This window comes from Microbacterium sp. CBA3102 (genome assembly GCF_007954505.1).
GTDB lineage: Bacteria > Actinomycetota > Actinomycetes > Actinomycetales > Microbacteriaceae > Microbacterium > Microbacterium aurugineum.
On record NZ_CP042412.1, the window covers coordinates 1,774,906 to 1,788,005 of the forward strand.

The following is a 13,100-nucleotide window of genomic DNA, read 5'->3' on the forward strand; positions in this document are numbered from 1 at the left end:
GAGTATGCGAATCCTGCACACCTCCGACTGGCACATCGGCCGCACGTTCCATGGCAACTCGACCATGGACGCGCTGACCGAGGTGCTCGGGGCGCTGACCGAGCAGGTGCGCACGCACTCCGTCGACGTCGTGGTCGTCGCCGGAGACGTCTTCGACTCCGCGACGCCGTCCGGTCCCGCCTACTCGCTCCTCGGCGATGCGCTGGTGGCGCTGGACGAGGCCGGGGCGCGAGTGATCGTCACGAGCGGAAACCATGACTCGGCCGCGCGACTCGGTTTCCAGGCGCGGCTGCTCCGTGACGGCATCCACGTGCTGACCGATCCGCTCGCCGTCGGGGAGCCGATCACGATCGCGGATGCCGATGGACCGGTTCATTTCTTCGGCATCCCCTACCTCGAGCCGGCCATCGTGCGTCAGCACTGGCCCGAGGGCGACAGCGCGGGCCGCCCGTTGCGCACCCAGGCGCAGACCATGGGGCATGCGATGGACCTCGTCCGTGCGGGCATGGACACGCACGAGGGCCGTGCGGTCGCCATCGCGCACTGCTTCGCCGCAGGGGTCGATGCCACCGCAGGCCTCGAGCGCGAGGTGCGTCAGGGTGGGCTCGACGTCGTGCCCCTCAGCGTGTTCGACGGCCCCGACTACGTGGCGCTCGGGCACATCCACGGTCGCCAGACGCTCAGCGAGCGCGTCCGCTACGCCGGGGCTCCGCTGCACTACAGCTTCGGCGAGCAGCACAAGGCGCGCGGTTCGTGGCTCGTCGACCTCGATGCCCACGGTCTCGCCGCCGTCGAGTGGCTCGAGCTGCCCGTGCCGCGTCGTCTGGTCACGCTCACGGGAACGCTCCACGAGATCCTGGCGCCGGAGATGGTCGCCGAGCATGCGAACGAGTGGGTGTGCGCCGTGTACACCGATGCTCTGCCCCAGGCCGAGCCGATGCGGCGTCTGCGCGAGAGCTACCCCTACTGCGCCATGGTGCAGCACCAGCCCGTGGCCGTCTCCGAGGCGGAGGAGAGGTCGTACTCGCAGCGACTCCGGACCGCGGTGACCGATGTCGACCGGATCGAGGCGTTCCTCGAGCACGTCCGGGCCGGGCACGGCGCCACGGATGCGGAGCGCGACCTGATCCGCGCGGTGCTCGACGAGCGCGTGCGCGCGGAAGCTCTCGTCTAGATGCGCCTCCATCGCCTGGAGATCGAGGGGTTCGGCCCTTTCCGGTCGCGGCAGATCGTGGATTTCGACGCTTTCGGCGACGATGGCATCTTCCTGATCGCCGGGCGGACCGGCGCCGGCAAGTCGAGCATCCTCGATGCCGTCTGCTTCGGTCTCTACGGTGGTGTGCCACGCTACGACGGGGGCGAGAAGCGGCTCCGCAGCGACCACTGCGAGCCCGATGATCCCTCCGAGGTCGTGGTCGAGTTCAGTACTCCGGCCGGTCGGTTCCGCGTGACGCGCTCGCCGGAGTACCTTCGTCCGGCCAAGCGCGGCGGGGGGCTGACGAAGCAGGCCGCAGCGGTGTCACTGGAGGAATGGACGGACGCGGGCTGGGTGGGGCGTGCCGCACGAGCCGTCGACGTCGCCGGCGACCTCGATGAGATCCTGCAGCTGAGCCGCGAGCAGTTCCTGCAGGTGATCCTCCTGGCGCAGAACCGCTTCTCCGAGTTCCTGCTGGCGGGGAGCAGGGATCGCCAGGCGCTGCTTCGCCGCCTCTTCGGCACTCAGCGATTCGAAGACGTGCAGGCCCGTTTCGACGAGCGGCGCCGCCAGGCGGAGCAGACGCTCGGTGCGCGGCTCGCCACCGTCGACGCTCGTGTCGGTGAGGCCGAACGTCTGGTGGACACCGCGGGCCTCTCGGGCGATGCCGACGACGGCACGGCCCCCACGGCGGCGGGGGAGCAGCCGACGGCATCACTGACGATCGATGAGCGTCTCGACGCCCTTCGCCGAGCCCAGGCGCGAGCGGACTACCGTGCCGGGCGGCGGGCCTCCGAACAGGCCGACGCCGAGAAGCTATCGGCCGAGGCCGATGCGGCGCTGGCGACGACGCGTGAGGAGCGGCGCGCACAGCAGGAACGCGACCGTGCACGTGCGGCACTCGCCCGTCTCGAAGCGGATGCGCCGCTGATCGACGAGGCGCGTGCCGAGCTCACGGCTGCGCGTGCTGCCGAGGCGCTGCGCTCGACGATCGCCGCGGCATCACGGGCTCACGAGCTGGTCGACGCTGCCGCGACGGCCGAGGAGCGCGCTCGCGCGGAATGGGACGCCCTCGAGTTCGACGTCGACGGAGACCTCGAGGCGTGGGTGACGGCGCGTACCAAGGAGACCGGGTCCTGGGAGCGGGCGCGTGAGCTCGAGGAACAGGTACCGGCCCTCGACGAAGAACTGCGGATCGCGGTCGCCGCCGTCGACGCAGCGACCGCACGCATCGAGGCCGGGGAAGCGGAGCGCGCCTCGTTGCCCGACGCGGTGGCCGCGCTGAAGGCGGAGCGAGACCAGACCCGGCGCATCGCCGATCGTGCGGACGACCTGAGGATCGCGCGGGAGTCGGCGGACGTGCGTGTCGTGGCGGCGAGGGCAGCCCGACGGCTCCAGGCCGACCAGGCGGCCACGGAGCGCGATCTCACCGCTGCCACCACCGAGCACGCCGCTGCGCAGACCGCGCTCGCGAAGCTCCGTCAGCGTCGCACCGACGGGATGGCCGGCGAACTGGCGTCGAGTCTCCGCCCTGACGACCCCTGCCCGGTCTGCGGCTCTGTCGAGCACCCGAGCCTCGCCACGCACTCCGATCCGGTGTCGCCCGACGACATCGCCGACGCCGAACTCTTTCGTGACGCTGCGGCAGAGCGGGAGCGTGAACTCATGTCGGCCGCATCGGCCGTGCAGGCCGAGTTGGCCGCGGTCCTGGCTCGCGCCGACGGAAGGAGCGTCGAGCAGGCCGAGAGGGAGCACGCCGAGGCGACGGCGGCGTACACACGCAGCCTGAGCGCCGTGGAGGAGTTGGAGGCGATCGACGCGAGACTGGCGGCACTGACGGCACGTGTCGAACGGCTCGAGGCCGAGAAGGCGGCAGACGCGGCGGCCCTCGCTCAGGCACGAGAAGACCACGCCGTGCTGCGGCAGCGGGAGGCGCAGGCGCGCGAGTCGATCGCCGAGGCTCGGGGCGACTTCGACACGGTCGCCGCCCGGCTCGCGGACACGGCGACCGCGATCGCCGCCGCCCGTGCTCTCGCTGCGGCGGTCGCGGAACACCGCCGCAGGTCCGAGGCGCTCGTCGCTGCGGAATCCGAGCGAGACACGGCCCTCGCCGACTCGCCTTTCAGCGACGCGGCGGCCGCGGAGGAGGCGCTTCGCTCGTCGGCGGCGCAAGAGACCCTCGACGCCCGGATCGCGCAGCATGCCGTCCAGCGCGAGAAGGAACGCGGGATCCTGTTCGATCTGGAACTGCGCACGCTCCCCGAAGAGCCCATCGACCTGGAACCGGCCGAGCAGGCGGCGGAAGCCGCCCGGGCGCTCTGGAAGGGCGCGGTCGATGAGGCGGCCCGCGCTGCAGGTGTCGCCGAGCGACTCGAAGGGTTGATCGAGTCGGCTGCCGCGGAGAATGCGAGGACGACCGCGGAGGCGACCGAATTCGAGCTGCTGAAGAATCTCGCAGACACGATCGCCGGACGCGGAGCGAACACGCACAAGATGACTCTCGAGACCTTCGTCCTCGCCGCCGAACTCGAAGAGATCGTCGAAGCGGCGAACCGGCGGTTGCACGACATGTCGACGGGGCGCTACCAGCTGCGGCATTCGGATGCGCTCGCCGCACGAGGCGCCGCTTCCGGCCTCGGCATCGTGGTCTTCGACGCGTTCACCGGACAGTCCAGGCCGCCGCAGTCCCTCTCGGGTGGGGAGACGTTCCTCACCTCGCTCGCGCTCGCGCTCGGCCTCGCCGAAGTCGTCACCGCGCGAGCCGGCGGCATCCGCTTGGACACGCTCTTCATCGACGAGGGATTCGGCTCGCTCGACGGAGACACTCTCGATGTCGCCATGCGCACCCTCGACGAACTACGACAGGGCGGCAGGACCGTCGGGGTGATCAGCCACGTCGAGGCCATGCAGGAGCAGATCCCGGCGCAGCTCACGGTGCGGGCGTTGCCGAACGGTCCCAGCATGATCGAGCCTCGCTGAGGTGGTGCCCGAACGGCGCCGCGGTGTCACACGCCGTATTCGGCGAGGATGAACTCGCGCAGCTGCACACTGCAGCGCGCGACGGCTTCGCGCCAGTCCGTGAGGGCGCCGTCTTCGGCCTGATCGGAGATGGCCCGGAACACGCGGATCGGGACCTCGAACCGCCCCGCCACCCAGATGTACGCATAGGTCTCCATATCGACCAGAACCGCGCCGGACGGGCGGATCACGGCGGTGATCTCCGCGTCCTCGACGAAGTGGTCGCCGGTCGCGATCAGCACGCCCTCCTTCCCGGTCGACACCTTCGTGGGAAGGGAGACGTGCTGCCCGGAGATCCCGTCGAGATCGGTGACGTCGTGCTGGAATGCCGTGCCGACCTCGTGCACCCTCGACTCGAGGTCGGGGTCGATCGCCCCGGCGGTGCCCACCACGACGATCTCGTCGTAGTCGTTCGCATCGAGGGCACGGGTGAGTGCGTACGTCGCCTGCAACTTGCCGGGGCCCGTGATGAGCCGATCGAAGCCCTCGAGCTCCTCCGGGAAGGCGGACAGTTCGGAGGCGAGCGCGGCGACGAGGAGTTTCACTGCCCCATTCTCTCAGGTCACCGCGGACAGAACCTGACCAGCGACGCGGCGTCACCCGGGTGTAACACGGAGGGGCGATACTGATTCGAGGAACAGAGCGGAGGATCACATGTCGTTGCAGCAGCAGATCTCGGAGGACCTCGGCGTCCGGCCCGAGATCGATCCCGAAGCCGAGGTCGAACGTCGAGTCGCGTTCCTCGTCGAGTACCTCCGCACGACGGGCGCGAAGGGTTACGTACTCGGGATCTCGGGCGGGCAGGACTCGACCCTCGCCGGGCGTCTGGCGCAGCTCGCGGTCGAGAGGGTGCGGTCCGAGGGCGGCGAGGCGAAGTTCCTGGCCGTGCGCCTGCCGTACCGCGTCCAGCACGATGCGGCGGACGCTGAGGCGGCACTCGACTTCATCGCTCCGGATTCCTCGGTCGAGGTCAACATCCAGAACGGCGTCGACGGTGTCGAGGAAGACATCGAGTTCGCGGTCACGAGTGACATCAGCGACTTCAACCGCGGCAACATCAAAGCACGCGTGCGCATGGTCACGCAGTACGCGCTCGCCGGGCACGACGGCCTCCTCGTCATCGGCACGGATCACGCTGCCGAAGCGGTGACGGGTTTCTTCACGAAGTTCGGTGACGGCGCGGCCGACATCCTTCCGTTGTCCGGTCTCAGCAAACGGCAGGGGCGTTCGCTGCTGCAGTTCCTCGATGCCCCGGATCGACTCGCGTTCAAGGTGCCCACCGCCGATCTTCTCGACGGGCAACCCGGCCGGGCCGACGAGGAAGAACTCGGGCTCACGTACGAGCAGATCGACGACTTCCTCGAAGGACGGTCGGTGGATCCCGACGTCGCCGGCCGCATCGAGGCGCGATACCTCGCGACGCAGCACAAGAGACACCTGCCGGTGACCCCGGACGACACCTGGTGGCGGTGATCGCAGTCCGCTTCTGAGGGCGTCCCGCTTCGCCCGTGTCGGATGCCGCGGATAGTGTCGAAGCATCCGACAGAACGGGAGCATCGTGCGGATCGACACTCAGGCGCAGCGCGTCATCTGGAGCGCGAGCGACCTCAAGGCGGCCGCGGAATGCGAGTTCGCGTGGTGTCGGGCGATCGACGCGAAGCTGGGCCGGGTGCCGGCCGTCGAAGAGCCGGAGGATGCGACGCTGAAGCGCGCCGCGGAGCTCGGTGACGTCCACGAGCAGAACGTGCTCGCCCGCTACATCGACGACCTCGGCGACGAGAACGTGCATCGCATCGAGAAGGTGTCCTCAGTCGATGCGGAGGCGCTGGCCGCGGCGATCGACGAGACCGTGCGGGCGCTGCGGTCCGAGGCGCTGGTCGTCTTCCAGGCGGCGTTCGCGACCGAGGAGTTCGTCGGGTTCGCTGATTTCCTGCGCAAGGACGACGAGGGGCGGTGGCGTGTCCAGGACTCGAAGCTGGCGCGCAAGGCTCGCGTGACGGCGCTCATGCAGCTCGCGGCATATGCCGATCAGCTCGACCGGCTCGGCATCCCGTGCTCCGATGAGGTCGATCTCATCCTCGGCGACGGCACCCTCAGCACGCATGCCGTCGACGACCTGCTCCCGCTGTTCCAGGTGCGTCGCGCCCGGCTTCGTGCACTCATCGCCGATCGTCGTGTCGCCGACGGTGCGACGGGAACTCCTCTCGCCTGGGGCGATGATCGCGGTGACCTCCAGATCGTGGCCTGCGGCCGGTGCGCGACCTGTGAGGAGCAGGTGCTCGCGCATCGAGACCTCCTGATGGTCGCGCGGATGCGACCGGTGCAGCGGGCGCGACTGCGGGCAGCCGGTGTCGAGACGATCGACGCCCTCGCCGCCGCAGTCCATGCTCCGGCGGGAATGAACACCGACACGTTCGAGAATCTTCGCGCTCAAGCCCGTCTGCAGCTGCGCGCGGATGCAGAGGGCGAGCCGACGTACGACGTGCACTACGCGCAAGCGATCCATACTCTTCCCCTGCCGAGCCATGGCGACATCTTCTTCGACTTCGAGGGGGATCCGCTCTACACCGAGCCCGCAGCCGACGGTGAGGCGCAGTGGGGGATCGACTACCTCTTCGGCTGGGTAGACAACGCGGACCAGTACTCGGCACTGTGGGCGCACACCTTCGCCGACGAGAAGCGGGCGCTCGAGTCCTTCCTCGACTTCGTCACCCTGCGCCGGGCGGCGCATCCCGGTATGCACATCTATCACTACGCCCCGTACGAGACGTCGCATCTGGTAGCGATGGCCGCGCGGCACGGCGTGCGCGAAGGAGAGGTCGACCGGCTGCTGCGAGAAGGGGTGTTCGTCGATCTGTACCCGCTGGTGCTGCGCACCGTGCGGGTGGGATCCCGCTCGTACTCGATCAAGAAGCTCGAACCGCTCTACATGGGTGAAGACGTGCGCACGAGCGACGTGCAGAAGGGCGATGACTCGATCGTTCAGTACGTCGCGGCGCGCGAGCTCGCGGCGGCCGGGAACCAGAGTGAGGCGGAGGTGGTCCTCGCCGACCTCGCCGACTACAACCGCTACGACTGCGTGTCCACGCGAAGGCTGCGCAACTGGCTCATCGACATCGCACGGCAGAAGGGCGTCACACCGGCGCCGCCGGACGCCGCCGACGAGGTCATCTACGAGCCGTCGCCCCGCTCCGTCGCGCTCCTTGCCGACGCGGAGCAGGCCGTGGAGGCCGGGGGCGACGGACTCGTCCATCGCATCGCGGCCGCGGCGATCGACTACTTCCCTCGCGAGGCGAAGAGCTTCTGGGTGTCGCATTTCCAGCGGCTGCGGGAGCCGGTGACGATGTGGGACGGCACGCGAGACGTGGTGCGGGTCGATCGTCCCTCGTCTTCCGTCCGTCGGGACTGGAGTATCGGGGAAGGGCGCAGGGTGATGTCCCGCGACATCGAGATCCGGGGAGAGGTGTCACCGGGAACGACTCTCGGCGCGGGTTCGCAACCGTTCGCCCTGTACGAGGTGCCGGCGCCCTTCGATACCGAAGTGCCGTCCCGAGCAGTCCACGTGCCGCACACCGTCACGGTGGCCGAAGTGCTCGACGACGGTTACCTCGTTACCGAATCGGCGGTGCAGGGCCAGACCTGGGACGAGCTTCCCCTCGCACTCACCCCCGCCGCGCCGCCGCGGGTCGTCTCCCTGCAAGGGGCGATCGACGAGTGGGCCGATGCCGTGCACGTTGCGGCCCCGGGCTACCCGCATGATGCCGCGACCGACATCCTGCGTCGTATCCCTCCGCGCACGACGTCAGGGGATGCGCTCCCGCCCGCAGACGACGACGTCATCGACGCGATCGTGCGCGGCGTGCTCGACCTCGACCGCAGCTATCTCGCCGTGCAGGGGCCTCCCGGAACGGGTAAGACCTACACCGGGTCTCGTGTGATCGCACGTCTCGTGAACGAGCACGGTTTCAAGGTCGGCGTTGTCGCGCAGTCGCACGCCATCATCGAGACGCTGCTTGCGCGGATCGTGTCCGACGGCGTCTCGCCCTCTCAGGTGGCGAAAGCGCCGAAGGATCCCGACGCCGAACCGCCGTACACCGCGATCCCGAAGAACGGCATGGCAGCCTTCCTCGCAGAGCACATCGGGGAGGGTGCGGTCGTCGGTGGCACGGCATGGGACTTCAGTAACACCCAGCGCGTCGACAGGGAGGGACTCGATCTGCTCGTGATCGACGAGGCCGGACAATTCTCGCTCGCCTCGACCATCGCCGTGGCCGCCGGTGCGAAACGGCTCCTGCTGCTCGGTGATCCGCAGCAGCTCCCGCAGGTGAGCCAGGGCGCTCATCCCGAGCCGGTGGACACGTCCGCTCTCGGGTGGGTGATGGACGGCGATCCGGTGGTCCGGCCGGAGTACGGCTACTTCCTCGCGCGATCGTGGCGCATGCACCCGGCGGTGGCGGCTCCGGTGTCGAAGCTCGCATACGCCGGACAGCTCGCCTCGGCGCCCGGCACGGAACTCCGCTCGCTCGACGGTGTGGAGCCCGGACTGCACGTGGTTCCGCTCCGGCACCGGGGGAACGCCACTGCGTCAGCGGAGGAGGCCGCCGAAGTCGTGCGGCTCGTCGACGATCTGATCGGTCGGACTTTCACCGACAACGACCCGAATGCCTCGGCGCGTCCGCTGACGCAGTCCGACATCATCGTCGTCACGCCCTACAACGCGCAGCGACAGCTGGTGCTTGATGCGCTGTCCGATGCGGGCTTCCCGGATGTTCCGGTGGGGACGGTCGACAACTTCCAGGGCAAGGAGGCGGTGGTGTCGATCACCTCGCTGGCTGCATCGAGCGGTCGGGATGCGCCTCGGGGGCCGGAGTTCCTGCTGCTGCAGAATCGTCTCAACGTGGCGATCTCCCGCGCTCAGGTCGTCGCCTACCTCATCCACTCCCCGGCCCTCCTCGACGATCTGCCGCATACGCCCGAGGGAGTCGCTCGTCTCAGTGCCTTCGCGCGTCTCGTGGGTGCGGCGGAGTGAGCGTCCACACCACGGAGGACATCCTCCGGGCCTCCGCCGCGTGGGTGTGGTTCCCCCGCGACAGCGATCAGGTGCACGAGGAACTGCAACTCGTGCGGTACCCGGCGCGCTTCGGCGGCGGGGTTCGTGCATCGCAGGTCCGCTCGTCTGTCGATGCCTCTTCGGTGCTCGATCACGCGATCGCGCACACCCGCGGCTGGGGCGAGGCGCAGCTCACATTCTGGACCAACCCCTCGGACTCTCCCGATCTCGAAGACGAGCTGCGTCGGCGCGGCGCCGAGCACATCGACACCGTCGCCGTCCTCGCGCGCGCCATCGATGAACTCGTCGTCGACGTCCCCGGTGAGGCGTCGGCGGAGATCGTGCGCACGCTCGAACAGGTGCGGGAGGTCGACGCGATCAACGTGCCGGTCTGGGCGCAGGAACCGCTCGACGAGGAGGGGATCCGCATCGAGAAGGATGAGGTCGTCGCAGGGCTGAAGACGGGGCGCGACGTGCGCGTCCTCGGTCGGCTGGAGGGACGGTCCGTGAGTACCGGCGGGTGCACGATCGTCAACGGCTTCGCACGGTTGTGGGGAGCGGCGACCCTACCGGATGCGCGTGGTCGGGGTGCGTATCGGGCTGTCCTCGCCGAGCGGTTGCGCGCTGCCGCCGAACGGGGCGCGGCGACCGCCCTCGTGAAGGGCCGTGTCGCCACGTCCGCACCGATCCTCAGGCGTGTGGGCTTCCGGCATTTCGGCGACGAGCGCGCCTATCGACTCACCCTCGCAGACTGATATCGGTCAGACCGTGCCGTAGAGGCGATCGCCGGCGTCGCCGAGTCCGGGGACGATGTAGCCCTTTTCGTCGAGACGCTCGTCGAGCGCGCCGAGCACGAGGGTCACGTCGCGGTCGCCCGCCATCGCCTCGATCGCGGCGACGCCTTCAGGGGTGCCGAGCAGGCAGATCGCCGTGACGTCCTTTGCCCCGCGGTCGAACAGGAACTGGATCGCCGCCGCGAGCGATCCACCGGTGGCGAGCATCGGGTCGATGGCGAAGCACTGGCGGTCGCTCAGGTCGTCGGGGAGACGCTCGGCGTACGTGGTCGGCTCGAAGGTCGTCTCGTCGCGCACCATTCCGAGGAACCCGACCTCTGCGGTCGGGAGCAGCTTGACCAGACCTTCGAGCATCCCGAGGCCGGCGCGGAGGATCGGCACCACGATGGGACGCGGCTCCGAGATCTTGACGCCCGTGGTCGTCGTCACGGGGGTGGTGATCTCGATCGGGCTGACCTTCACATTGCGGGTCGCCTCGTACGCGAGCAGGGTCACGAGTTCTTCCGTGAGCTGACGGAACACCGGCGACGGGGTGCGCGCGTCGCGCAGCACCGAGAGCTTGTGAGTGACGAGAGGGTGGTCGGCGACGTGAACACGCATGGATACAGGGTAATGCGCCAGGGAGCCCGGCACGACATCCGGGCCCGGGTGACCTGGGTGCGGCTGTCGTAGGCTCGACGCATGACCGCCGCCGACGACCTCGCGATGCAGCGGGCGCTCGCGCTTGCGGACGAGGCAGCGGCAGCGGCGGAGATCCCGGTCGGAGCGGTGATCCTCGACCGTGACGGGAACATCGTCGCCGAGGGGCGAAACACCCGCGAGGCCACGAACGATCCGACCGGTCATGCCGAAGTGGAGGCCTTGCGTCGTGCGGCGGCATCCGTCGGCTCGTGGAATCTCGAGGGGCACACTCTCGTGGTCACCCTCGAGCCGTGCATCATGTGTGCCGGGGCGATTCTGCAGGCGCGCATCGGGCGCGTGGTCTTCGGCGCCTGGGACGAGAAGGCGGGCGCGGCCGGCTCCATGTACGACGTTTTGCGCGACCGGAGGCTCCCGTACCGCGCCGAGGTGATCGGCGGTGTGCAGGCGGATGCGGTGGCGTCGCAGCTGCGCACCTTCTTCGAGCAGCGGCGCTGAGCACTCGCCGCACGTCCGGACTCCGCGCTCAGTCGGAGGACTTCAGCACGAAGACGTCGGTCGACGGCTCGGGATCGATCGCGGGGCGGTACACGTCCGGCTCGATGTAGACGATGCGAGCGACCGGTACGGCCTCGCGGATGCGCGCCTCGATCGCGTTGATGTCGTCGGCGGCTTCCCGCAACGGCTTGTCGGCGTTGAGGGCGATCTTCGCAGCGACCATCAGCTCGTCCGGTCCGAGGTAGAGAGTCTTCATGTGGATGATCTTCTCGATCTCGTCGCCCGCGTTGATGGCATCGACGATGCGGTCGTGATCGGCGGCCGTCGCCCCTTCGCCGACCAGCAGGCTCTTCGTCTCGACGCCCAGCACGATCGCGATCAGCACCAGCAGCACACCGATCATCACGGTCCCGAGGGCGTCGAACACCGGGTTTCCGGTGAGGAGCGTGAGCCCGACGCCGAGCAGCGCGAACGTGAGGCCGGTCAGCGCACCGACGTCTTCGAGCAGCACGACGGGGAGTTCGGGAGCCTTCGAGCGACGCACGAAGGAGACCCACGACTGCCCCTTCTCCCGCACGATGTTGCTCTCACGCACCGCGGTGCGCAGCGAGAACGACTCGAGCCCGATCGCGATGAAGAGGACGACCAGCGGCAACCACCACCAGGTCCTGTCGAGCTCGTGGGGGTTGGTGAGCTTCTCGACGCCCTCGTAGATCGCGAACAGTCCACCGACGGAGAAGAGGATGATCGACACGACGAAGGCGTACACATAGCGCTCCCGGCCATAGCCGAAGGGGTGTGCACGGTCGGCTTCGCGACGTGCCTTGCGTCCGCCGAGCATGAGCAGGAGCTGGTTGCCGGAATCGGCGACCGAGTGGATGGCCTCCGCGAGCATCGAGGCGGAACCGGACAGCGCCCAGGCGACGAACTTCGCGAGCGCGATGCCCAGGTTCGCCAGGAACGCCGCGACGATGGCCTTGTTGCCTCCGGATGCACTCATGGGACGAGTCTAGAACCGCCCACCGGAGGATGCGGGGAGTGCCCGCCGTAGGATGACGACATGGCTGACTCGCTTCCTTCCCTCGCTTTCCTCGGTGCCGGCTCGATGGGCGGTGCGATCCTGCGCGGAGTGGTCGCGTCGGGCATCCGGATCGACGGCGGGATCACCGCGACGAACCGCACCGCGGAGAAGGCGGAGGCGTTCGAAGGGCTCGAAGGCGTCACCAGCATCGCACTCGCGGAGCGGCCGGATGGCAACGTCGAGGCCGCTGCGGGCGCGCGCATCGTCCTGGTCGGCGTCAAGCCGGCGATGGTGCCCGACCTGCTGCACGAGATCGCCCCGCACCTCGCCGCCGACGCGATCGTGGTGAGTGTCGCCGCCGGTGTCACGCTGCAGACCTTCGCCGATGTGCTCGGCACCGATGCCCGCGTGATCCGGTCGATGCCGAACACTCCGTCGACGGTGCGCAAGGGCGTCACCGGTCTCGCCGCAGGGGCCGCCGCGACCGCGGACGATCTGTCGCTCGTGCGTCGTCTGTTCGAGACCGTCGGCGCGGTCGTCGAGGTGCCGGAGTCTCAGATCGACGCGCTGTCGACGATCTCGGGATCGGGTCCGGCCTACGTGTATCTGCTGATCGAGGAGTTCACGAAGGCAGCCGTCGGCATGGGCTTCGAGGATGCCGACGCCAAGCTGATGGTGGAGCAGACGTTCATCGGCGCGACCGCACTGCTCGACGCCTCGGGAGAGGACCCTGCCGAGCTGCGTCGCCGCGTCACGAGTCCGAAGGGGACGACGGAGCGGGCTGTCGCGGTGCTGCAGGACGCGCACCTCGAACGCACTTTCTCCGATGCCGCTGCCGCCGCACTCGCGCGGGCGAAGGAACTCGCCGCCGGAGCCTGAACCGGG

At 69.1% G+C, this 13,100-nt stretch carries 10 protein-coding genes; 7 read left to right on the top strand and 3 right to left on the bottom strand.

All coding sequences use genetic code 11. From position 1 onward, the window contains the following. Positions 1 to 4 precede the first annotated feature (4 nt). Positions 5 to 1,174, top strand: coding sequence for an exonuclease SbcCD subunit D (locus FGL91_RS08475; protein ID WP_153243589.1), 1,170 nt, complete (start codon positions 5 to 7; stop codon positions 1,172 to 1,174). Further along, positions 1,175 to 4,174, top strand: coding sequence for an AAA family ATPase (locus tag FGL91_RS08480; RefSeq protein ID WP_153243590.1), 3,000 nt, complete (start codon positions 1,175 to 1,177; stop codon positions 4,172 to 4,174). A 26-nt stretch (positions 4,175 to 4,200) separates the two neighbouring features. Here FGL91_RS08480 and FGL91_RS08485 read toward each other — a convergent pair whose 3' ends face one another. Next, the gene (locus FGL91_RS08485) at positions 4,201 to 4,758 is read right to left on the bottom strand and encodes a nucleoside phosphorylase (RefSeq protein ID WP_153243591.1); all 558 of its coding nucleotides are present in this window, start codon (positions 4,756 to 4,758) and stop codon (positions 4,201 to 4,203) included. Positions 4,759 to 4,867: 109 nt separating this feature from the next. Here FGL91_RS08485 and nadE point away from each other — a divergent pair, with 109 nt between their 5' ends. From nadE to FGL91_RS08500, 3 genes are all read left to right on the top strand, one after another. Continuing rightward, positions 4,868 to 5,686, top strand: coding sequence for an ammonia-dependent NAD(+) synthetase (gene nadE / locus FGL91_RS08490; RefSeq protein WP_047520547.1), 819 nt, complete (start codon positions 4,868 to 4,870; stop codon positions 5,684 to 5,686). Positions 5,687 to 5,771: 85 nt separating this feature from the next. After that, positions 5,772 to 9,242 (top strand): TM0106 family RecB-like putative nuclease, encoded by a 3,471-nt coding sequence (locus FGL91_RS08495; protein WP_153243592.1) that lies wholly within the window; start codon positions 5,772 to 5,774, stop codon positions 9,240 to 9,242. Then, the gene (locus FGL91_RS08500) at positions 9,239 to 10,018 is read left to right on the top strand and encodes a hypothetical protein (protein ID WP_131491751.1); all 780 of its coding nucleotides are present in this window, start codon (positions 9,239 to 9,241) and stop codon (positions 10,016 to 10,018) included. The genes FGL91_RS08495 and FGL91_RS08500 overlap by 4 nt, the downstream gene beginning before the upstream one ends. 6 nt (positions 10,019 to 10,024) lie before the next feature. Here FGL91_RS08500 and upp read toward each other — a convergent pair whose 3' ends face one another. Next, positions 10,025 to 10,657: a uracil phosphoribosyltransferase gene (upp, locus tag FGL91_RS08505; RefSeq protein ID WP_047520553.1), complete on the bottom strand. Its 633-nt coding sequence runs from the start codon at positions 10,655 to 10,657 to the stop codon at positions 10,025 to 10,027. Positions 10,658 to 10,738: 81 nt separating this feature from the next. Here upp and tadA point away from each other — a divergent pair, with 81 nt between their 5' ends. Then, on the top strand, positions 10,739 to 11,194 hold the full coding sequence (gene tadA / locus FGL91_RS08510; RefSeq protein WP_153243593.1) for a tRNA adenosine(34) deaminase TadA: 456 nt from the start codon (positions 10,739 to 10,741) through the stop codon (positions 11,192 to 11,194). Between the two features lie 28 nt (positions 11,195 to 11,222). On the opposite strand, the gene FGL91_RS08515 is transcribed toward tadA, so the two are convergent. Then, on the bottom strand, positions 11,223 to 12,194 hold the full coding sequence (locus FGL91_RS08515) for a cation diffusion facilitator family transporter (protein ID WP_047520558.1): 972 nt from the start codon (positions 12,192 to 12,194) through the stop codon (positions 11,223 to 11,225). Positions 12,195 to 12,254: 60 nt separating this feature from the next. On the opposite strand from FGL91_RS08515, the gene proC reads away from it, so the two are divergent. Beyond that, positions 12,255 to 13,094: a pyrroline-5-carboxylate reductase gene (gene proC, locus FGL91_RS08520; protein WP_153243594.1), complete on the top strand. Its 840-nt coding sequence runs from the start codon at positions 12,255 to 12,257 to the stop codon at positions 13,092 to 13,094. Positions 13,095 to 13,100: the final 6 nt, after the last annotated feature.